Consider the following 25404-nt stretch of genomic DNA (forward strand, 5'->3'; position numbering starts at 1 on the left):
TCAGATCCGACGTTTGCGCTCGAACGTGGGCACGCTCGATTGCGGCACGACCACATGCTCGACCTGCCCCACCGCCGCGGCCATTGCAGCCAGCGTCGGTTGAGCGAGCAACACGCGCAAGTCAGCGTCCATCCCTTGCTTGCGCATCTGCTCGACCAGGCTCACCGCCAACAATGAATGCCCACCCAACTCGAAGAAGTGGTCATGGCGCCCCACCTGCCCGACGTTGAGTACCTTCTCCCACAGTTGCGCCAGGGCCACTTCCGTCGGCCCCTGGGGTGCCTCGTAAACGCGGCTGAGCAACGCCTCCTGGTCCGGTGCCGGCAAGGCCTTGCGGTCGACCTTGCCGTTGCTGGTCAGCGGCAGGCTGTCCAGGCGCACATAGGCCGCCGGCACCATGTACTCCGGCAACTGCGCTTGCAGATAGGCGCGCAGCACTTCGATATCCAGCGCTTCACGTTCGGTGAAGTAGGCAACCAGACGCTTGTGCCCAGGCTCGTCCTGACGGGCGAGTACTACCGCGTCCCTGACCTGCGGGTGCTCACTCAGGCGCGTTTCGATCTCGCCCAGTTCAATGCGGAAACCGCGGATCTTCACCTGCTGGTCGTTACGCCCCTGATACTGCAAGGTACCGTCGGCACGCCAGGCTACCAGGTCGCCGGTGCGGTACATCAGCGCCCCGTCGCTGAACGGGTCGGCGAGGAATTTCTCCGCCGTCAGGTCAGCCCGGTTCAGGTAGCCCAGGGCAACCCCCTGGCCACCGATATACAACTCGCCGGTTACACCAACCGGCACCGGGTGTTGGCGAGCGTCGAGCACATAGGCACGGCTGTTGCCCACCGGACGACCAATCGGAATACTGCCCTCGTCTGCCCGCGTAATCTCATGGGTAGTCGAGAACGTCGTTGCCTCGGTCGGGCCGTAGCCGTTAAGCAGATGTTGCGGTGCTCCGTCCTTGAGGACCCGGGCAATCACGCTCGGATCGAGTACATCGCCACCGACAATCAAGTAACGCAGTTGCGGGAAGACCGGCAACAATCCTTCGGCGTACTGGTGGAACAAGCCGGCGGTCATCCACAACACGCTGACTGCTTGCTCCTGCAACAGCGCAGCAAAATCGGCTTGGGACAGCAGCGTGTCCTGATCGACCACCACTACTGCCCCACCATTGAGCAAAGGCGCCCAGACATCCAGGGTACTGGCGTCAAACGCCGGGTTCGAAGCAAATGCCACGCGGTCATGCTGATTGAAATCGGCATAGCCGTTATTGATCACCAGGCGTGTGATCGCCCGGTGCGGCACCAGCACGCCCTTCGGCGTACCCGTTGAGCCGGAGGTGTACATGATGTACGCCGCCGTCTCGGCGGATTGCTCCAGTGCCGGGTTGTGATCCGGCTCGATACTCAGATCCAGGCTGTCCAGGTCCAAGCGACGAGCCCCCTCCGGCACCTTGATCGAGGCCGCCGTCAGCAGCAGAGCCGCCCCGCTGTCCGAGATCATGAAGCCTTGACGGTCCAACGGCGCGTTGACGTCCAGCGGCACATACACCGCCGCACACTTGCTGATTGCCAGCTGGCTGATCAGCAGGTCCACCGAGCGTTCCAGCAGGATCGCCACGCGGTCACCGGGGGCTACCCCCAGGCCGATCAGATGATGGGCCAGGCGGTTGGCCCGTGCGTTCAGCCCGGCATAGCTGACCTGTTGCTGGCCGTGCGACGCCGCCAGGGCGTGCGGATGCGCTTGTACCCATGCCTCAAACACCTGATGCAGCGGTTGCAATTGCGGGTAGCCCCGCGCCGTATCGTTGAACGTCTGCAACAACTGCCGGCGCTCATCGCTGCTCAAGATCGACAGGCGATTGGCTGCCGAATGCGGCGCCTGTTCCAACTGCTCGACCAGCCCGGCCAACGTCGTGCACACGTAGCCCAAGACCCGCTGCGCACCCACTGAGCGCGGCGCCAGGACACTGACCCGGAAGTCCTCGCCCACGTCATCCACCGAGAGAATCAGCGGATAACTGTTGACCCCTTCGTTGGCGAGCATCTCGATGCCGTCCCAAGCGACGCGGCTGGCCTCACTGACGCTGGCCGAGGCATGACGGTAGTTGAGCAAGGCACTGAACAACGGTGCCGGCGCGGCCACGCCACTGCAACGTTGCGCCAACGTCAGCGACGCATGCTCGTGAGCCATCAACTGACTCAAGGCCGCATGGGTGTTCTTGACCGCCGCCGTCAGGCTTTCATCCTTCAGGCGCACGCGCAGCGGCAAGGTGTTGATGAACATCCCCAGCGAACGCTCGGCGCCGTCACCGGCCTGCAGGCGGCCGAGCAATACGGTGCCGAACACCACGTCATCACGGGCTGACACCGCGCCGATGACCTGGGCCCAGACCCAGTGATACAGCGTGGCGGCACTCACCCCCAACTGCCGTGCCTGGCGCCGCAGACGCTGGCTGAAGGCAGCGCCCAGCCAGTGATCGACCTCATCGGTGGCATCTCGCTCACTGTCGATGCGCTGCACGCCGAACGGCAGCGTCGGTTCGTCGACGTCGCCGAGCATCTCGCGGAAAAACGCTTCATGGGCGGCGCGGTCCTTGCCCTGGCGGGTCTGCGCCACATAGTTGCGGTACGGCACCGAAGCGCCCAGTTGCTGCTCGCGCCCGCTCATGTGCGCTTCGATTTCCGCCACCAGCACGCCCATGGAGGTCGCATCGTTGACCAGGTGGTGGAAGGACAGCATGCCGATCCAACGCTGATGCTGCGGGTCATGGGCAAACCCCAGGTGCATCATCGGTGCCTGGCGGATATCCATGCGGTGGCGGCCGAGGCTGAAGTGCTCACGCAACTGCGCCAGCACCTCACCCGCTTGTGGGACGAGTTCGTCCATCGCCAGCGGAGCCTCGCGCCAGACCACCTGCACCGGCACCTCCAGTTGCTCCCAGAACAGCCCGGTACGCAGGATGTCATGACGGCCGATCACGTGTTGCAGCGCCTGGGCGAACCGGTCCAGCCGCTGGCGGCTGTCGAACGCGAACAGCGCATGTTGCTGGTACGGGTCACCCTGTTCGGCGCTGATGTGGTGATACAACAGGCCCTCCTGCAACGGCGCCAAAGCATAGATGTCCTGCACGTTGGCCACTCCGCCCGGGACACTGGCGACAATCCGGTCAATGCTTGCCTGATCCAGCGTGGCCAGGGGCAGCAGGTCCGGAGTGATCCGGGTGCAACCGATGTCGATGCGATTGGCCGGTACCGCCACTTCGTTGCCGGCGCCCACCGCCGCCGCGAGGGCGGCCAGGGTCGGCTGGCTGAACAGCACGCGCACATCCGCCTGCAAGCCCGCCTGGCGCATACGTTCCACCAGGCCCACGGCCAGCAACGAGTGCCCGCCCAGCTCGAAGAAGTTGTCGTGGCGACCCACCTGTTCCAGTTTGAGCACCTCGGCCCAGATCTGCGCCAGGGTGGTTTCCACCTCGCCCTGCGGAGCTTCATAGCCGCGGCTGAGCATCGCGTCCTGATCCGGCTCCGGCAGTGCCTTGCGGTCCAGCTTGCCGTTGGCGGTCAGCGGCAGGTGGTCCAGGCGCACATAGGCGACCGGCACCATGTACTCCGGCAAGCACGCTTGCAAACCGCTGCGCAGGGTGTCGATATCCAGCGCCGCCTGTTCGGTGAAATACGCCACCAGGCGTCCGTCACGGGCCAGCACCACGGCTTCGCGGACGCCGGCCTGTTCGCTCAGGCGGGTTTCGATTTCACCCAGCTCGATACGCACGCCGCGGATTTTCACCTGATCATCGTTACGGCCCAGGTAATCGAGCGTACCGTCTTCCAACCAACGCGCAAGGTCGCCGGTGCGGTACATGCGCGCCTGCGGATCCGCACTGAAAGGATCCTTGAGGAAGCGCTCGGCGGTCATCTCTGGGCGGTTCAGGTAACCCCGGGCCACCCCGGCACCCGCCACGTACAACTCACCCGCGACTCCCAGGGGGACCGGCTGCTGGTATTCATCGAGCAGATACACCTGGGCATTGCTCACCGGCTTGCCGATATGCAGCACCTGCCCGGCGTCAACGCGCCCGGAGGTCGCCACCACCGTGGCTTCGGTCGGGCCGTAGTTGTTGATCAGGTTGAAACGCTGCGGCTTGTTGAACTGCCGCAAGCGGTCGCCACCGATCAACAGGGTCTTGAGCGTCGGGTGTTGCAGGTCCTGACTGATGGCATATTCGGCCACTGGGGTGGGCAGGAAGCTCACATCCAGCGGTTGCGCCAACCACCACTGCAGCAGCGCATCGATGTCTTCACCGCCCTCATGGGCCGGCGGCATATACAGGGTCGCCCCTACGCACAAGGCCGGCCAGACTTCCCAGGCCATGGCGTCGAAACCAAAACCGGCGACGCTCGACGTCTTGCCGCCGTGCCCCAGTTCAAACGTATCGCAGTGCCAGCTCACCAGGTTTTCCAAAGTGCGATGCTCCACCATCACGCCTTTGGGCAGGCCGGTAGAACCGGAGGTATAGATCACGTACGCCAGGTGTGCCTGGGTCAGGCCGGCAATCTGTGGGTTGCCTTTGGACGGGCCTTGCCACAGACGGCTGTCGAGTTCCAATACCGGCACGGTCAGGGTCGGCAGACGCTGCGCCAGCGCCGGCTGGATCAGCACGGCCACCGGTGCGCTGTCGCCGAGCAGGTAACTGAGGCGCTCGGCCGGGTGCGCCGCATCAATCGGCACATAGCACGCACCGGCCTTGAGAATGGCGACCAGGCCCACCAGCATTTCCAGGCTGCGCTGCGCACAGATCGCCACGCGATCGTCGGGTTGCACCCCGAGTTCGATCAACTGGTGCGCAAGTTGGTTGGCTTGGCGGTTCAGTTCGACGTAAGTCAGGCTTTGGCCCTGATACACCGCCGCCAGCGTATGCGGGTACAACTCGACCTGCTGCTCGAAGCGTTGGTGAATGGTCAGGCCGTGGGGATAGTCGACACGGGTGGCGTTGAAGCCTTCGAGCAACTGCCGACGCGCCTCGGCGGGCAGCACCGACAGGCTGTTCATCGCGGTGTGCGGGGCGTGTTCCAGCGCCTCGACCAGTTGCTCGACGACCCGGTTCACGTACTCGCAGAGGCGTTGCGCGCCAATCGATGCCAGCGCCAGTGCGCTCAGGCTGAAAGCCTCGCCCAAATCGTTGACGCTCAAGGTCAGTGGGTAGTTGGAACGCTCCCGCGCCTGTAACAACTCCATGCCTTGCCACGCACGACGCGACGCCTCGGTGATTTCAGCAGCATTGTCCGGCGTATGGCGGTAGTTGAACAACGCACTGAACAACGGCATGGACTGCGGCACAGCACTGCAACGCTGGACCTGGGCCAGTGAGGCCAGCTCATGGGCGAGCAAGCCCGACAGACGCGCATGGGTGGCCTTGACGGCCTCCTGCACGCCTTGGCCGCTGATATCGACGCGCAGCGGCAAGGTATTGATAAACATGCCCACCGCCCGGTCGGCGCCCTCACCGCCTTGCAAGCGGCCCATCATCACCGTGCCGAACACCACCCGCTCAGTGCTGGAAACCACCCCCAGCACACGTGCCCAGGCCAGGTGGAACAGGCTGGCCGGGCTGACGCCATTCTGGCGGGTCAGCGCGCGCAGGCGTCGGCTCAAGCCGGCGTCCAGGGTCAGGTCGACCTCTTCGATATCGTAGCCGTCATCGCGCACGTCCTGCTGTGCGAACGGCAGGGTCGGCTCCTCGATATCGCCGAGCATGTCGCGAAAGAACGCCTCGTGTTCCTGCTCGCGACTGGCCAGGCGCGTCTGCACCACGTAGTTGCGGTAAGGCACCGAGGCGATCAATTCATCGCCCTTGCCGAGCAGGAACGCTTCCATTTCCCGCCACACCACGTCCATCGCCATGTGGTCCATGATTGTGTGGTGGAACAGCAGCGTGGCGACAATGCGCTGGCCGGCCTCATCGTCGGCGTACACCAGTTGCATCAGTGGCGCCTGGGTCACGTTCAGACGATGGCGGCGCGGGTCAACGTGCGCCGCCAGTTGCGCGGCGATATCGCCGCCGCGCGGATCGAACTGCACCGCCCGGGTGACCATCCGTGCCTGGCGCCAGACCACCTGCACCGGCTGCTCCAGGCCCTCCCAGACAAACCCGGTACGCAGCACATCGTGGCGGTCGATAACCCGTTGCAAGGCTTCGGCAAACTGCTGCAGGCGCGCAAGATCGGCAAACGCGAACTGCCCCTGCTGCACGTACAGATCGCCCTGCTCGGCGCTGATGTGGTGGTAAAGAATGCCTTCCTGCAGTGGCGCCAGCGGGTAGATATCCTGCACGTTGGCCGCGCCGCCGACGACGGTGGCGACGATACGGTCGATGCTCGGCTGATCCAGGGTCAGCAGCGGCAGCAAGTCCGGCGTAATGTGCGTGCACCCGGCCGGGATGATGTTGGCCGGCACCTGGATCTCGCGCCCGCTGCCCACGGCCGCGGCGAGCGCCGCCAGGGTCGGTTGGTTGAACAGGACGCGCACATCGGCGTTGAGGCCGGCCTGGCGCATGCGTCCGATCAGGCTAACGGCGAGCAACGAGTGCCCGCCCAGTTCGAAGAAGTGGTCGTGGCGACCGACCTTGTCCACCTTCAGCACATCGGCCCAGAGCTGTGCCAGCAGGGTCTCGACCGCACCGCTGGGTGCTTCATAACCCCGTGCAATCACCGCTTCCATGCCCGGCTCCGGCAGCGCCCTGCGGTCCAGCTTGCCGTTGGGGCTCAGCGGCAGCGCCTCCAGCACCACATAGGCCTGCGGCACCATGTAGGTCGGCACAGACTGCTGCACATGCTCACGCAAGGCTTCGATATCGATCTGCGACTGCGCATCGCGCCGCGTGCAGTACGCCACCAGGCGCTCATCACGCACCAACACCACGGCCTCCTGCACAGAACTATGCGCCGCCAGGTGCGCTTCGATTTCACCCAATTCGATACGCAAACCACGCAACTTGACCTGATCGTCATTGCGTCGCACGTACTCCAGCGTGCCATCGGCCAGGTAACGCACCAGGTCGCCGGTCTTGTACAGGCGCCCGTTGCCGGTGAAGGGGTCCGCCAGGAAGCGCTCGGCCGTCAAGTCATCGCGGCCCAGATACCCACGCGCCACACCGGCACCGCCGATGTACAACTCGCCCACCACACCCAGCGCCACCGGTTCAAGGCGTGCGTCGAGCACATAGGCCCGGGCATTGGCGATGGGCTTGCCAATCGGCACCGACTCGACCGGCGCACTGCCGTCGCAGGTCCACGACGTGCTGTCGATGGTGGCTTCGGTCGGCCCATACAGGTTGACGATCCCGTGGCGGGTCAGCGCCCGGGCCTGCATTGCCAGTTGCGGCTCCAGCACTTCACCACCGCTGAACAGGTAACGGCAGCGCACGCCGCTGTCCGGCAGTTGCACCAGCAGGCGCAGCAGGCTTGGCACAAATTGCGCAACGCTGACCTGGTGTTCCACCAGGGTCTGCGCCATTTGCTCGACGTCCCTCGAGGCTTGCGCCGGCAACAGCACCAGGCGCGCGCCAATCGCCAACGGCGTCCAGATCTCCCAGACGGAGGCGTCGAAGGCCACCGAGGTACGTTGCAAGATCCGCTCGTTGGCATCAAAACCAAACGTGCGGGTCTGCCAGGTGATGTGGTTGACCAGCGAACCATGCTCCACCATCACCCCTTTCGGGCGGCCGGTGGAGCCGGAGGTAAAGATCACATAGGCCAGGTCATTCGGCCCGGCCACCGCGACCGGGTTGTGGCGTGGCTGTGCGGTCAACGACAGTGCGTCCAGGTCGACCTGTGCCACACCCGAATCCTCCAGCACCGTGCGGGTGGCTGCGTGGACCAGCACCGCCAGCGGCTGGCTGTCTTGCAGCGCCAGCGCCAGGCGTTGCGCGGGGTACTCGGGGTCGAGCGGCACATAGGCGGCACCCGACTTGAGGATGCCCAGCAGCCCGACAATCATCGCCAGGCTGCGCTCCATGCACAGGGCGACGCGTGCATCAGCCTGCACACCCAGGCTGCGCAAGTGATGCGCGACCTGGTTGGCCTGTTCGTTCAGTTCGCGATAGCTCAACGCCTGGTCGCCCAGCACCACCGCGACGGCATGTGGCGTGTGCAAGGCATGCGCCTCGATCATCTGCACCACGGTCAGATCCCGTGGGTAATCCGCATCGGTGGCGTTGAAATCCGAGAGCAACTGACGGGTCTGTGCTGGCGAGAGGATCGACAGTTGCTCCAACGCCCGTTGTGGCGCGTGCTCCAGAGCATCGACCAGCTGTTCAAGCAGGGTCACGAGGTAACCGCAGATCAGTTGCGGATCGACCGATGCAACCGTCAGTGCATCCAGGCTGAAGTCTTCGCCCAGGTCGTTGACGCTCAGGCTGACCGGGTAGTTGGTGCGCTCCTCGGACGTCAGGAAGCGCATGCCGCGCCATGCCTGCTCCATCTCGGCCGTCAGGCCGGCATGGGCGGCCGGGCTATGGCGATAGTTGAGCAGCGCACTGAACAGTGGGGTCGACTGCGCAACCCCACTGCAACGTTGTACCAGGGCCAGCGAGGCATGTTCATGCCCCAACAGGCCAGTCAGGCGTGCATGGGTCGCCTTGACGGCGGCCTGCACTCCCAAACCTTCGATATCGACCCGCAATGGCAGGGTGTTGATAAACATGCCCAGCGACCGGTCAGCGCCGTCCCCGCCCTGCATGCGGCCCATCAGGACGGTGCCGAACACCACCTGCCGCGAGTCGGACACGCTGCTCAGCACCTTCGCCCACGCCAGATGGAACACGCTCGCGGCGCTGACCCCCAGCAGCCGCGCCCGCGCCCTCAGGCGCCGGCTCAAATCGGCGTCCAGAGCCAGCGAGGCTTCACGGATGGCATGGCCTTCGCCTTGTACGTCCTGCAAACCGAACGGCAAGGTCGGCTCCTCGATATCGCCGAGCATGTCGCGGAAAAACGCTTCGTGCTCCTGCTCACTGAGCCCCAGGCGCGCCTGAGCCACATAGTTGCGATACGGGATCGGCGCCGCCAATGGCTCGGACAGCCCCAGCAGGCTGGCCTGCATTTCCTGGCTGACGACCTCCAGGGCCGTATGGTCCAGCGCCAGGTGATGGAACAACAGGATCGCCACGATCCGCTGGTTGGCGCGGTCTTCGGCGTACACCAGACGAACCAGCGGCGCCTGGCTGACCTCCAGGCGGTAATGCCGGGCATCAAAACGCTCATGCAGTTGGCTGAGAATATCGCCATCGGCCGGGTCCAGGTCCACTGCCTGTACCGGCAACTCGGCTTTGCGCCAGACGACCTGGGCGGGAATGGCCAGGTCTTCCCAGACCACGCCGGTGCGCAGGATGTCATGGCGCTCGATCACCGCCTGCAAGGCCTGGGCAAACGCCTGCAGACGCTCGATATCGTCGAATTCCAGCTGCGACTGCAGCAAGTACGGATCGCCCTGCTCCGCTGCGATGTGGTGGTACAGGATACCTTCCTGCAACGGTGCCAGGGCGTAGATATCCTGCACGTTGGCCACGCCGCCCGGCACGCTGGCGACGATGCGGTCTATCGCCGCCTGGTCCAGGTCCGCCAGGGGCAGCAGGTCCGGGGTGATGCGTACGCAATCGGGCGTGATCAGGTTGGCCGGTACGGCTACCTCACGCCCACTGCCCACCGCAGCCGCCAGCGCGGCCAGGGTCGGCTGGCTGAACAGCACGCGCACGTCGGCGCTGAGGTCGGCGCGGCGCATGCGTTCGATCAGGTTGACCGCCATCAGCGAATGGCCGCCCAGTTCAAAGAAGTTGTCGTGACGACCGACTTGCTCGATCTTGAGCACATCAGCCCAGATCTGCGCCAGTACGGTTTCCACCTCACCTTGTGGCGCTTCGTAGCCACGGCTGAGCAGTGCATCCTGGTCCGGTGCAGGCAGGGCCTTACGGTCGACCTTGCCATTGTTGGTCAGCGGCAGGCTGTCCAGGCGCACATAGGCGGCCGGCACCATGTAGTCAGGCAAATGGGCCAACAGGTAGTCACGCAGTGCTGTGATGTCGAGGTTTTCACGCTCGGTGAAATACGCTACCAGACGCTTGTGTCCCGGCTCGTCCTGACGAGCGAGTACAACCGCGTCCCTGACCTGCGGGTGCTCACTCAGGCGGGTTTCGATCTCGCCCAGTTCGATGCGGAAGCCACGGATCTTCACCTGCTGGTCATTACGGCCCTGATACTGCAAGGTGCCGTCGGCACGCCAGGCCACCAGGTCGCCGGTACGGTACATCAGCGCCCCGTCGCTAAACGGGTCGGCGAGGAATTTCTCCGCCGTCAGGTCAGCCCGGTTCAGGTAGCCCAGGGCAACGCCCTGGCCACCGATGTACAACTCGCCGGTCACACCAACCGGCACCGGTTGCTGGCGCGCATCGAGCACGTAGGCGCGGCTGTTGCCCACCGGACGACCAATCGGAATGCTGCCCTCGTCTGCCCGCGTAATCTCATGGGTGGTCGAGAAGGTAGTGGCTTCAGTCGGGCCGTAGCCGTTAAGCAGATGCTGGGGTGCACCGTCCTTGAGGACCCGAGCGATCACGTTCGGATCGAGCACATCGCCACCGACAATCAGGTAACGCAGTTGCGGGAAGACCGGCAACAATCCTTCGGCGTACTGGTGGAACAAGCCGGCGGTCATCCACAACACGCTGACTGCTTGTTCCTGCAACAGCGCGGCAAAGCCGGCCTGGGATAGCAATGTGTCCTGATCGACCACCACCACCGCGCCGCCATTGAGCAATGGCGCCCAGACATCCAGGGTACTGGCGTCAAACGCCGGGTTCGAAGCAAACGCCACCCGATCATGCTGATTGAAATCGGCATAGCCGTTGTTGATCACCAGGCGCGTGATGGCGCGGTGCGGCACCAGCACGCCTTTTGGCGTCCCCGTGGAGCCGGAGGTGTACATGATGTACGCCACCGTCTCGGCGGATTGCTCCAGTGCCGGGTTGTGATCAGGCTCAAGACTCAGATCCAGAGTATCCAGGTCCAGGCGACGAGCAACCTGCGGCGTCTCGATCGAGGCCGCCGTCAGCAGCAGAGCCGCCCCGCTGTCCGAGATCATGAAACCTTGACGGTCCAACGGCGCGTTGACATCCAGCGGCACATACACCGCCGCACATTTGCTGATTGCCAACTGGCTGACCAGCAGGTCCACGGAGCGTTCCAGCAAGATCGCCACGCGGTCGCCGGGCGCCACGCCTTGGCCGAGCAGGTGATGGGCCAACTGGTTGGCCCGTCGGTTCAATTGCGCATAACTCACGGCTTGCTCGCCATGCACCGCCGCCAGCGCCTGGGGAGCCGCCGCCGCATGGGCTTCGAACAGCGCGTGCAAGGTCAGCGTTTCGGGGTAGGCACGAGGAGCCGGGTTGAACTCGACCAGCACCTGGTGTACTTCGCTCGCCGGCAATACCGACAATTGCTCGAACGGCAGATCGGGGGATTGCTCCAGTGCCTGCACCAACTGCTCCACAACGGTGAGCAGGTAGTCACAGAGACGGCGCGCCTCCAGCGGCGAAACCACCAGTGCATTGAGATTGAATTGCTCGCCCAGGTCATCGACGCTCAAGGTGATCGGGTAGTTGGTGCGCTCTTCGGCGTGCAGGAAGTACATACCGTGCCATACCTGTTCGAGCGCGGCCATGTCCTCGACCACGCCAGTGTGCCGGTAGTTGAGCAAGGCGCTGAACAACGGCACGCTCGCCGGCACCCCGCTGCAACGCTGGGACAGCGCCAGTGAAGCATGCTCGTGCCCCAGTAACGCCGTCAGTCGCGCATGGGTTGCCTTGACGGCCGAGCGCACGCCCACTGCGTCGACATCGACTCGCAGCGGCAAGGTATTGATAAACATCCCCAGCCCACGGTCCGCCCCTTCACCGCCTTGCATGCGGCCGAGCAACACGGTGCCGAACACGACCTCGCGACGGCCCGACACGCTGCCCAACACCCGTGCCCAGGCCAGGTGAAACAGGCTGGCGGCGCTGACGCCGGTCTGGCGTGCCTGTTCGCGCAGGCGCAGGCTCAAGCCTTTATCAAGCAGGTGTGTGGCTTCGCCCACGCCATGCCCATCGCCCTGCACATCCTGCAGACCGAACGGCAAGGTCGGCTCATCGATATCGCTGAGCATCTCGCGGAAAAACCGCTCGTGCTCCGCATCAGTGCTGCCCAGACGTGCCTGCGCCACATAATTGCGGTAAGGCACCGCGTGCTTCAGCTGTTCGGCCTGACCCTGCAGCAACAGGTGCATTTCCTGTTGCACCACATCAAGGGCGGTATGGTCCATGATCAAGTGATGGAACATCAGCAACGCGACGATCCGCTGATTGGCCTCGTCACGGGCATAGACGATGCGCATCAACGGTGCCTGGGTCAGTTCCAGGCGATAGTGACGGGCATCGAAACGCTCACGCAGCTGGTTCACGACGTCATCGCCGTGCGGGTCGGCGGGCATTTCCTGCACCGCCAGCGCGGCCTTGCGCCACACCACTTGCACCGGGTTTTCCAGGCCTTGCCAGACGAGGCTGGTGCGCAGGATGTCATGGCGATCGATGACCGCCTGCAGCACCTCGATAAACACCTGGAAACGCTCCAGGCTGTCAAACCCATAACTCGATTGCAGCAAGTAGGGATCGCCGGTTTCGGCACGGATATGGTGGTACAACACGCCTTCCTGCAATGGCGCCAACGGGTAAATATCCTGCACATTCGCCGTGCCGCCCGGGATCTGGGCGACGATATGGTCGATGCTCGCCTGGTCCAGGGTCATCAGGGGTAGCAGGTCGGGAGTGATGCGTGCGCAGTCAGGCGTAATCCGGTTGGCTGGTACAACCACCTCACGCCCGGAGCCGACGGCAGCCGCCAACGCCGCAAGGGTGGGCTGGCGAAACAACACGCGTACATCGGCGCTGAGGTCGGCCTGGCGCATGCGTTCAATCAAATTGACCGCCAGCAGCGAATGGCCGCCCAGTTCAAAGAAGTTATCGTGACGCCCGACTTGCTCGACCTTGAGCACCTCCGCCCAGATCTGCGCCAACACGGTTTCCACTTCACCTTGTGGCGCTTCGTAGCCACGGCTCAGCAGGGCCTCCTGGTCCGGTGCAGGCAGGGACTTGCGGTCGACCTTGCCGTTGTTGGTCAGCGGCAGGCTGTCCAGGCGCACGTAGGCGGCCGGCACCATGTAGTCCGGCAACTGCGCTTGCAGATGCTCACGCAAGGATTGGATATCGACGTTTTCACGCTCGGTGAAGTACGCCACCAGGCGCTTGTGCCTCGGTTCGTCTTCACGAGCGAGTACCACCGCGTCCTTGACCTGCGGGTGCTCACTCAGGCGCGTTTCGATCTCGCCCAGTTCAATGCGGAAACCACGGATCTTCACCTGCTGGTCGTTACGCCCTTGATACTGCAAGGTGCCGTCGGCACGCCAGGCCACCAAGTCGCCGGTGCGGTACATCAGCGCCCCGTCGCTGAACGGGTCGGCGAGGAATTTCTCCGCCGTCAGGTCAGCCCGGTTCAGGTAGCCCAGGGCAACCCCCTGGCCACCGATGTACAACTCGCCGGTGACACCGACCGGCACCGGTTGTTGGCGAGCGTCGAGCACGTAGGCACGGCTGTTGCCCACCGGACGGCCAATCGGAATGCTGCCCTCGTCTGCACGAGTGATCTCATAGGTAGTCGAGAACGTCGTGGCTTCGGTCGGGCCGTAGCCGTTAAGCAGATGCTGGGGCGCGCCGTCCTTGAGGACCCGGGCAATCACGCTCGGATCGAGTACATCGCCACCGACAATCAGGTAACGCAGTTGCGGGAAAACCGGCAACAACCCTTCGGCGTACTGGTGGAACAAGCCGGCGGTCATCCACAACACGCTGACTGCTTGTTCCTGCAACAACGCCGCGAAATCAGTTTGGGACAACAATGTGTCCTGATCGACCACCACCACTGCCCCGCCATTGAGCAAAGGTGCCCAGACATCGAGGGTACTGGCGTCAAACGCCGGGTTCGAAGCAAACGCCACCCGATCCTGCTGATTGAAATCGGCATAGCCGTTGTTGATCACCAGGCGTGTGATCGCCCGATGCGGCACCAGCACGCCCTTCGGCGTACCGGTGGAGCCGGAGGTGTACATGATGTACGCCGCAGTCTCGGCGGATTGCTCCAGCGCCGGGTTGTGATCCGGCTCGAGAATCAGATCCAGGGTGTCCAGGTCCAGACGACGAGCCCCCTCCGGCACCTTGATCGAGGCTGCCGTCAGCAACAGAGCCGCCCCGCTGTCCGCAATCATGAAGCCTTGACGGTCCAACGGCGCGTTGACGTCCAACGGCACATACACCGCCGCACACTTGCTGATTGCCAGCTGGCTGACCAGCAGGTCCACGGAGCGTTCCAGCAGGATCGCCACGCTGGCACCCGGCGCCACACCCAGACCGATCAGGTGATGCGCCAGGCGGTTGGCCCGCAGATTCAGTTCGGCGTAGGTCGCCCGTTGCTCGGCATGCACGGCCGCCAATGCCGTCGGTTGTACGGCGGCAAGCGCTTCGAAAACCTCATGGACGGTGTGTGCCGCCGGGTATTCCCGTGCCGTGGTATTGAAGGTACTCAACACTTGCTCGCGTTCAGCCGCCGGCAGGATTGCCAGTGCCTGCAGCGCAGTCGTGGGGGCATGCTCCAGCGCGTGTACCAAGTGTTCCAGCGCCTGGTGCACAAAAGCGCACAGGCGTTGCGCACCGACTTGTGGCAGGGTCAACACCGTGAGACTGAAACCGTCGCCCCATTCATCAACGTTCAAAGTCAGCGGGTAGTTGGTGCGCTCCTCGCCGCCGAGCCCTACCATCCCTTGCCAGGCCTGGGCCTGCGCCACCCCGTCGCCGACACTGCTATGGCGATAGTTGAGCAGCGCACTGAACAACGGCAACGGCGCCAGCACCTGGCTGCAACGTTGCGCCAGGGCCAGCGCGGCATGTTCATGCCCCAACAGCGCGCTCAGGCGCGAGTGCGCCTGGCGCACACCGGCGCGAACGTCGCGACCATCCACATCGATGCGCAGCGGCAAGGTGTTGATGAAAATGCCCAGCGCCCGCTCCGCCCCTTCGCCACCGAGCATGCGCCCCATCAGCACCGTGCCGAAGACTACGTCTTGCTTACCGGTCACCCCGGCCAGCACTTGGGCCCAGGCCAAGTGAAACACGCTGGCGGCGCTGACCCCGAGGTGGCGCAACTGGCTACGCAGGCGCTGGTTCAACTCGGGGTCGATACGCAGGCTGGCCTCTTCGATCGCCTGGGCATCGCCTTGCACATCCTGCAAGCCAAAGGGCAACGTCGGCTCTTCGATGTCGCCCAACAGCTCGCGAAAGAACGCCTCATGCTCTTGTTCGCTGACACCCAGGCGGGCCTGGGCCACGTAATTGCGATACGGCACCGGCACCGGCAGCTCGGCTGTCGGGTCCAGCAAGTAGGCCTGCATTTCCTGGCTGACGACCTCCAGCGCGGTATGGTCCAGGGCAATGTGGTGGAACAGCAAAATCGCCGCCACCCGCTGATTGAGCGGGTCTTGGGCATACACCAGTTGCATCAGTGGCGCGCGAGCCAGGTCCACGCGGTGGTGACGGGCGCCAAAACGCTGCTCCAGCTGGGCCAGCACGTCCCCGTGGGCGGCGTCCACCGATACGCCTTGCACATCAAGCTCGGCCTTGCGCCAGACCACTTGCACCGGCGCTTGCAAACCCTCCAGCACGATGGCGGTACGCAGGATGTCATGACGATCGATCACCGCCTGCAGGGCCTGGACAAACGCTTGCAAACGCTGCGCGTCGGCAAAGCTGAAACGCGCCTGCAGCAAGTACGGGTCGCCCTGTTCGGCGCTGAGGTGATGGTAAAGGATGCCTTCCTGCAACGGTGCCAGCGGGTAGATATCCTGCACGTTGCCGACACCGCCCGGTACGCTGTCGACAATCCGATCAATGCTGCTCTGGTCCAACGTGATCAGCGGCAACAGGTCCGGGGTGATGCGTTGGCAATCCGCTTGAATACGGTTGGGCTCGACCGTCACTTCACGCCCCTGGCCGACGGCGGCGGCCAATGCCGCCAGGGTCGGCTGGCTGAACAGTACGCGTACATCGGCATTCAAACCGGCCTGGCGCATGCGACTGACCAACCCCACCGCGAGCAAAGAATGCCCGCCCAACTCGAAGAAGTGGTCATGCCGCCCCACGCGCTCGACCTTGAGCACCTCGGCCCAGATCTGCGCCAGGGTGCGTTCCACCTCGCCCTGCGGTGCCACATAGCTGCGGCTGAGCAGCGCGTCCTGGTCCGGTTCCGGCAGGGCCTTGCGGTCCAGCTTGCCGTTGGCGGTCAGCGGCATATGCTCCAGACGTACGTAGGCGGCCGGCACCATGTACTCCGGCAACTGCGCCTGCACAAAGCCGCGCAGGCTCTCGACATCCAACGCGTCATGCGCGGTGAAATAAGCGACCAGCCGTCCGTCACGGGCCAGCACCACCGCTTCACGCACCTGAGGATGGGCGGCCAGGCAGCTGTCGATCTCGCCCAGTTCGATACGTACACCGCGAATCTTCACCTGGTCGTCGTTACGCCCCAGGTATTCCAACGTGCCGTCCGCCAGCCAACGCACCAGGTCGCCGGTGCGGTACATCCGCGCCTGCGGGTCGGCACTGAACGGGTCCTTGAGGAAGCGTTCGGCGGTCATTTGTGCACGGTTCAAGTAACCCCGCGCCACCCCGGCACCCCCCACGTACAGCTCACCGGTCACGCCCAGCGGCACCGGCTTGAGTTGTGCATCCAGCACGTACGCCTGGGCATTGGCCACCGGCTTGCCGATGTGCAATGCCTGCCCTGCCGTGATCACGCCGGAGGTCGCCACTACGGTGGCCTCGGTCGGGCCATAGTTGTTGACCAGGGTAAAGCGTTGCGCCTGACTGAACTGGCGCAGACGGTCACCGCCGATCAGCAGGGTCTTGAGGGTCGGGTGTTGCAGGTTCTGGCTGAAGGCGTATTCGGCCACCGGCGTCGGCAGGAAGCTGACATCCAGCGGTTGCGCCTGCCACCAGGCCAGCAAGGCGTCGATGTCTTCGTTGCCCTGCGCCGCCGGCGGCAGATGCAGGGTCGCCCCTACGCACAGGGCCGGCCAGACTTCCCAGGCCATCGCATCGAAACCAAACCCGGCGACGCTGGAGGTATGGCTGCCGGCGTGCAGGTCGAACGCATCGCAATGCCAGTTGACCAGGTTTTCCACGGTCTGATGTTCGACCATTACGCCCTTGGGCAGACCGGTGGAACCGGAGGTATAAATCACATAGGCCAAGTGTGCCGGGGTCAGGCCGGCGACCTGTGGGTTGCCGCAGGCAGCACCGTGCAGCAGGCGGCTGTCGAGTTCCAGCACCGGCACCTGCAACGTCGGTAAACGCTGGGCCAGGTCCGGCTGCACCAGCACGGCAACCGGGGCACTGTCTTCGAGCAAGTAGCCGATGCGGTCCAGCGGGTGCGCCGGGTCGACGGGGACATACGCCGCACCGGCCTTGAGGATCGCCACCAGCCCGACCAGGGTGTCCAGGCTGCGCCGCGCGCAGATGGCCACGCGGTCGTCAGGCTGCACGCCCAGCTCGATCAGTTGAAAAGCCAGGTGGTTGGCCTGCTGGTTCAGCTCGGCATAAGACAGCGCCTGTCCGTCATACACCGCGGCGACCGCCTGCGGGTTGCGCTGCACGTGCTGTTCAATACGCTGGTGGAGCGTCAACCCACGTGGGTAGTCGATCTGGGTCTGGTTGAAGTCTTCAAGCACCTGTCGACGCTCAGCACTCGGCAGCACCGGCAGTTGATTGACCGCGAGCGTCGAGCCCTGCTCCAGCGCCTGCACCAGGTGTTCCAGGGCAACGTGCATGCGCTCGCAGAAACGTTGCGCGCCCAGCACCGGCAGCGCCTGCACGGTGAAAGAGAAGCCGTCCGCCAGTTCATCGACACTGAGCGTCAGCGGGTAATTGGTGCGCTTGCGCTCTTCCGTGTGGAAGAACTCGATGCCGCGCCAGGCCGTTTGGGCCTGTTCGGACGCGAGGTCATGCGCTTTATGACGATAGTTGAGCAAGGCACTGAACAACGGTTGCGGCGCGGCCACGCCGCTGCAGCGTTGGGCCAGCACCAGCGGCGCGTGCTCATGGCCAAGCAACGCCGTCAGCCGTGCATGGGTCGCCTTGAGCGCGGCCGGTGCGTCCTGCTCGCCGATGTCCACTCGCAGCGGCAAGGTATTGATCAGCATACCCAGCGCATGCTCGGCGCCTTCGCCGCTGTCCATACGCCCGAGAAATACCGTGCCGAAGACCACCCGCTCATTGCCGGTAACGGCCGCCAGCACCTGGCCCCACGCCAGATGACACAGGCTGGCCGTGCTGACCCCCTGCTGCCGCGCCTGGGCCCGCAGGCGCTGGCTCAACGTCGTCGGGATCGTCAGCGCGGCCTCTTGCAGCAAATGCCCATCACCTTGCACATCCGCCAGACCCAACGGCAGTGTCGGCGTGTCGACGTCGCCGAGCATCTCGTGGAAAAACGCTTCGTGCTGCTGCTCACTGACGCCCAGGCGCGCCTGCGCTACATAGTTGCGGTACGGCACCGGTTTGCCCAGTTGCGCAGCCTGGCCCAGCAAATAGTGCTGGATTTCATGCTGCACCACCGCCAACGCGGCGTGGTCGGACACGATGTGATGCAACATCATCAGGGCGAGCCAGCGCCCCGTCGCCGGGTCCTCGGCACACGCGATACGGATCAGCGGCGCCTGACTGAGATCCAGCCGGTAATGCTGATTGTCAAAACGCTGCTCCAGTTGCTGGCGGATATCGCCGACGGTCGGGTCCAGGGCGACTTCTTCGACCTGCAGGCGCGCCTGGCGCAAGACCACTTGCACAGGTTCGTCGAGCCCTTCCCACAACACCGCCGTGCGGAAGCTGTCGTGCCGGTCGACCACGTGCTGCAGGGCCTGGTTGAAATCGTCCAGGCATTGGCGGTTGTCCAGGCCGATCAGGCATTGCAAGACGTAAGGATCGCCCTGTGGCTCGGACAGGTGATGGAACAGCAGGCCCGATTGCAGCGGTGCCAGCGGGTAGATGTCCTGGATGTTGGGCGCGCCGCCGGGGATGCACGCGACGATGTGCTCGATAGTCGCCTGATCCAGCGTCATGAGCGTCAGCATGTCCGGGGTAATGCGCGTGCATTCGGCGGGGATGCGATTGGCCGGAATGGTGACTTGCCCGGCACGCTCTGCGCGGTACTCGCCGGCGTTGATCAAGGCGATCAACGCGGCCTTGTGTTCACGCAGCGCAGCCAGCACGCTGGGTTCCTTCAGCGCTTGCTTGTTGCCCTGCACCACGAGTTGCTCACCCTTGACTGCAAGTTGAACGTCTTTTTCTTTTAATGTCGCCAACAGTTCGAGAACACTCACAGGACCATCTCCATTCTTTCTGTAATTTCGGCGTATTCCCAGAGCGTGGGTTGCTCGAACAGCGCCTTGACGTTCGCATCGATGCCTTCCTGGCGGAGTCGCCCAATGAGGCTGACGGCCAATAACGAATGGCCGCCCAGTTCAAAAAAGTGGTCATGCCGACCGACTTGCTCAACGTTCAACAATTCGCCCCAGAGCCGGGCCAGGGCCATTTCCGTGTCGCTCACCGGCGCTTCATAGGCACGCACCCGCAGCGTCGCCAGGTCCGGCGCCGGCAGGGCCTTGCGGTCCAACTTGCCGTTGGGGCTCAGCGGCAATGCATCCAGATGCACGAACAGTTGCGGCACCATGTAGTCCGGCAATTGCGCCAGCAAATGCGTACGCAACGCCTCGGTCTCGGCCGGCGCGCCGGTGTAATAGGCCACCAGGCGCTTGTCGCCCGGCACGTCCTCACGGGCCAGCACCGTGGCTTCCTGGATATTCGGGAACTCGCCGAGGCGCGCCTGGATTTCCCCCAGTTCGATACGCAGGCCACGGATCTTCACCTGATCATCGTTACGCCCCAGGTACTCGATGTTGCCATCGGGCAGGAAGCGTCCAACGTCACCGGTGCGGTACATGCGTCCGGCGTTGAACGGGTCGTCGAGGAAGCGTTCGGCGGTCAGCTCCGGGCGGTTCAGGTAGCCACGGGCAACCTGCACGCCACCGATGAACAGCTCGCCACTGACACCCAGCGGCACCGGTTGCAGATGTTCGTCCAGCAGGTACATGCGCGTATTGGCGATCGGTTTGCCGATTGGCGTGTTATCCGGGGTGACCGGCCCTGCGCAATCCCACGCGGTGACGTCCACCGCCGCTTCGGTCGGCCCATAGAGGTTGAAGAGCGAGCTGGCCGGCAGTTGCTGCTTGAAGCGACGCACCACACTGCCAGGCAGTGCCTCACCGCTGCACATCACCCGCACCAGCCCGGCCGCCTGGCTGACATCGCCATGGGCGAGGAACACATCGAGCATGGAGGGCACGAAGTGCAGCGTGGTGACGCGCTCGGCCTGGATGATTTCGCATAGGTACTGCGGGTCCTTGTGCCCACCCGGGCGGGCCATGACCAGGCGAGCGCCGGTGAACAATGGCCAGAAGAATTCCCACACCGACACATCGAAGCTGAACGGGGTTTTCTGCAGCACCGTGTCGCTGGCGTCGAGGCCGTACTCTTCCTGCATCCACAACAGGCGGTTGACCACCGCGCTGTGCTCGTTGATCACCCCCTTGGGTTTACCGGTGGAGCCCGAGGTATAGATCACGTAAGCCTGGTGTTGCGGGGTCAACCCGGCAATCAGCGGATTGCTCGCCGACGCCTGTTGCCAGGTCTCCTGCTCCAGGTCCACCACCGGTACGCTGATTTCACCGAGCAGACCACGAGTCGCCTCTTGCACCAGCACCACGGCCGGCGCGCTGTCTTCGAGCATGTAGGTCAGGCGCTCCTGCGGATAAGCCGGGTCCAGCGGCACATAACCGCCACCGGCCTTGAGGATCGCCAGCAGGCCGATGACCATTTCGAGGCTGCGCTCGACGCAGATCGCCACGCGCGAATCCGGCTGTACACCCAGCTCGCGCAGGTGATGGGCCAGACGGTTGGCGCGCTCATTCAGCGCGCGATAGCTCAGCTGCCGGGTGTCAGACAACAGTGCAATGGCATCCGGCGTGCGTTGCACCTGGGCTTCAAACAGGCCGTGCAGGGTTTGTTGCAACGGGTAGTCGCGGGCCGTGTCGTTGAACGCCACCAGCAGCGTTTCGCGCTCCTCGGCCGGCAGCACCGACAATTGCTGCAAGGCCGTATGCGGTGCGGTCTCTAACGCTTGCACCAGGTTCTGCAAGGTGGTCTGCACATAATCCAGCACACGTTGGGCATCCACCGCGATGGCCTGTACGTTCAAGCGGAAACTGTCGCCTTGGTCATCGACGTTCAACGCCAACGGGTAGTTGGTGCGCTCCTCGCTGGCCAGGGTTTCGATGCCGACCCAGGCGTCACGGGTCTGGTGCATCACCCCATCGCTGGCGCTATGGCGATAGTTGAGCATCGCGCTGAACAACGGCGCCGGCGCGGCCACGCCACTGCAACGCTGGGCCAGGGACAGCGAGGCATGCTCGTGCCCCAGCAGCGCCGACAGCCGTGCATGGGTTGCACGCACGCCGTCTTGTGCGCTGTGCTGACCGAGGTCGACGCGCAGCGGCAAGGTGTTGATGAACATGCCCAATGCGCGGTCGGCGCCTTGGCCGCCCTGCATGCGCCCAACCAGTACCGTGCCGAACACCACATCCTGCTTGCCCGAAACCGCACCCAGCACCTGGGCGTAGGCCAGGTGGAACAGGCTGGCGACACTGACGCCCAGGGTACGCGCCGCCGCCCGCAGGCGCTGGCTGACATCTGCCGGCAGCACCTGCGTGACCTCGGCCACGGTGTTGCCGTCGCCCTGCACGTCCTGCATGCCGAAGGGCAAGGTCGGTTCGTCAACGTCACCGAGCATCTCGCGGAAGAAGCTTTCATGTTCCTGTTCAACGCCGCCCAAACGTGTCTGGGCCACGTAGTTGCGGTACGGCACCGGCGCGGCCAGCGGTTCGGTGGAACCCAACAGGCTGGCCGCCATTTCCCAACTGACCACCTCCAGCGCGGTGTGGTCCAATGCCGTGTGGTGGAACAACAGCACCGCCACTATCCGTTCGTTGAGTTCATCACGGGCATAGGCCAGGCGCATCAACGGCGCCTGGCTGACATCCAGGCGGTAATGCCGGGCATCAAAGCGTGCATGCAGCTGGCTCAGGATGTCGCCCTCGGCCGGGTCGAGCACCAGTTCCTGCACCGCCAGATCGGCCTTGCGCCACACCACTTGCGCGGGGGTGCTCAGGCCCTCCCAGACAATCCCGGTGCGCAGGATGTCGTGACGGTCAATCACGCCTTGCAAGGCGTGGGCAAAGCGCTGCAGACGCTCCACGCTGTCGAACGCCATTTGCGACTGCAACAGGTACGGGTCGCCCTGCTCCGCCGTGATGTGGTGGTACAGGATGCCTTCCTGCAACGGTGCCAGGGCGTAGATATCCTGCACGTTGGCCACGCCGCCCGGCACACTGGCGACGATGCGGTCGATCGCCACCTGGTCCAGGTTCGCCAGGGGCAGCAGGTCCGGGGTGATACGCACGCAATCGGGCGTGATCAGGTTGGCCGGTACGGCTACCTCACGCCCACTGCCCACCGCAGCGGCCAGCGCTGCCAAAGTCGGCTGGCTGAACAGCACGCGCACGTCGGCGCTGAGGTCGGCGCGGCGCATGCGTTCGATCAGGTTGACCGCCATCAGCGAGTGGCCGCCCAGTTCAAAGAAGTTATCGTGACGCCCGACTTGCTCGACCTTGAGCAGGTCGGCCCAGATCTGCGCCAGTGCGGTTTCCACTTCTCCTTGTGGCGCTTCGTAGCCACGGCTCAGCAGGGCTTCCTGGTCCGGTGCAGGCAGGGCCTTGCGGTCGACCTTGCCGTTGTTGGTCAGCGGCAGATGGTCCAGGCGCACGTAGGCGGCCGGCACCATGTAGTCCGGCAACTGCGCGTGCAGATGCTCACGCAAGGCTTGGATATCGACGTTTTCACGCTCGGTGAAATACGCCACCAGGCGCTTTTTCCCCGGTTCGTCCTCACGCGCGAGTACCACCGCGTCCTTGACCTGGGGGTGTTCACTCAGGCGCGTTTCGATCTCGCCCAGTTCGATACGGAAACCGCGGATCTTCACCTGCTGGTCGTTACGCCCCTGATACTGCAAGGTACCGTCGGCACGCCAGGCCACCAGGTCGCCGGTGCGGTACATCAGCGCCCCGTCGCTGAACGGGTCGGCGAGGAATTTCTCCGCCGTCAGGTCAGCCCGGTTCAGGTAGCCCAGGGCAACCCCCTGGCCACCGATGTACAACTCGCCGGTGACACCGACCGGCACCGGTTGTTGGCGAGCGTCGAGCACGTAGGCACGGCTGTTGCCCACCGGACGGCCAATCGGAATGCTGCCCTCGTCTGCACGAGTGATCTCATAGGTAGTCGAGAACGTCGTGGCTTCGGTCGGGCCGTAGCCGTTGAGCAGATGCTGGGGGGCGCCGTCCTTGAGGACCCGGGCAATCACGCTCGGATCGAGTACATCACCGCCGACGATCAGGTAACGCAACTGCGGGAAAACCGGCAACAACCCTTCGGCGTACTGGTGGAACAAGCCGGCGGTCATCCACAACACGCTTACCGCTTGCTCTTGCAACAGCGCAGCAAAATCAGCTTGGGACAGCAGCGTGTCCTGATCGACCACCACCACTGCCCCGCCATTGAGCAACGGCGCCCACACGTCCAGAGTACTGGCGTCAAACGCCGGGTTCGAAGCAAACGCCACGCGGTCCTGCTGATTGAAATCGGCATAGCCGTTATTGATCACCAGACGCGTGATCGCCCGGTGCGGCACCAGCACGCCCTTCGGCGTACCGGTGGAGCCGGAGGTGTACATGATGTACGCCGCCGTCTCGGCCGATTGCTCCAACGCCGGGTTGTGATCCGGCTCGTGACTCAGATCCAGAGTGTCCAGGTCCAAGCGACGAACGCTTTCCGGCCCCTTGATCGAGGCCGCCGTCAACACCAGCGCCGCACCGCTGTCCTCAATCATGAAGCCTTGACGGTCCAACGGCGCGTTGACATCCAGCGGCACATACACCGCCGCACACTTGCTGATTGCCAGCTGGCTGACCAGCAGGTCCACGGAGCGTTCCAGCAGGATCGCCACGCTGGCACCCGGCGCCACACCCAGACCGATCAGGTGATGCGCCAGGCGGTTGGCCCGTCCGTTCAGTTCGGTATAGCTGAGCTGTTGCTCGCCATGCACCGCCGCCACCGCCTGGGGAGCCGCCACCGCATGGGCTTCGAACAGCGCGTGCAAGGTGCAGGTGTGCGGGTAATCCCTGGCGGTGCCATTGAACGCCTGCAGCACCTGATGACGCTCAGCCGGCGGCAGTATCGACACACCGTTGAGGGGCGCCGATGGCGTATGGTCCAGCGCATCGATCAACTGTTCGATGACGGTATTGAAGTAAACACCGATTTTTTCCGCGTCCAGCGTGGCAACCGCCAATATGCTCAGGCTGAACTGCTCGCCCAGGTCGTTGACACTCACGCTCAGCGGGTAGTTGGTGCGCTCATGCACATCCATCACCGCAATGCCGCGCCAGGCATGCTGGTACTCGGCCTGCTCGGCCGCCGACGGCAGCGCACTGTGCCGGTAGTTGAGCAAGGCACTGAACAACGGCACGCTCGCCGGCACCGCGCTGCAACGTTGCGCCAGCGCCAGTGCGGCGTGCTCATGGCCGAGCAAGCCGCTCAGGCGGGCATGGGTGGCCTTGACCGCCGCCTGCACCGGCTGGTCATCGATATCGACGCGCAGCGGCAAGGTGTTGATAAACATGCCCAGCGCCCGGTCGGCGCCGTCTCCGCCCTGCATGCGGCCCATCATCACCGTGCCGAACACCACGCGGTCGGTCTGCGCGATAACACTCAGCACCCGCGCCCAGGCCAGGTGAAACACGCTCGCCGGGCTGACGCCCAGTTGCCGGGCATGTACACGCAGCCGGCGGCTCAGGCACGCGTCGAGGGTCAGTTCGGCTTCGTCGATGTCCGCCCCGTCATCCTCGACGCTCTGCAGGCCAAACGGCAGGGTCGGTTCCTCGATGTCCGCCAACATTTCGCGAAAGAACGCTTCATGCTGCTGCTCACTGACGCCCAGACGCGCCTGGGCGACGTAGTTGCGATAGGGCACCGTCGCTCCCAGGCGGTCGGCGTGATCCAGCAGATACGCCTGCATTTCATGCTGCACCACCTCGACAGCGGTGTGATCGAGCACC

General features: G+C 64.3%; 2 protein-coding genes (1 of these 2 cut by a window edge). Both read right to left on the bottom strand.

Annotation, left to right across the window (positions count from 1 at the left end):
• Positions 1 to 19500: an amino acid adenylation domain-containing protein gene (locus ACQRBV_RS25270; RefSeq protein WP_411984690.1), complete on the bottom strand. Its 19500-nt coding sequence runs from the start codon at positions 19498 to 19500 to the stop codon at positions 1 to 3.
• Positions 19497 to 25404: the 3' portion of an amino acid adenylation domain-containing protein gene (locus tag ACQRBV_RS25275; protein WP_427877931.1), read on the bottom strand. The gene runs 3851 nt beyond the window's last position; the window shows 5908 of its 9759 coding nt (coding positions 3852-9759); its start codon lies beyond the right edge, outside the window; it ends in the stop codon at positions 19497 to 19499. Before ACQRBV_RS25275 ends, ACQRBV_RS25270 begins: the two co-directional genes overlap by 4 nt.

Source organism: Pseudomonas sp. R11F, from assembly GCF_050312575.1.
Taxonomy (GTDB): Bacteria; Pseudomonadota; Gammaproteobacteria; order Pseudomonadales; family Pseudomonadaceae; genus Aquipseudomonas; species Aquipseudomonas palleroniana.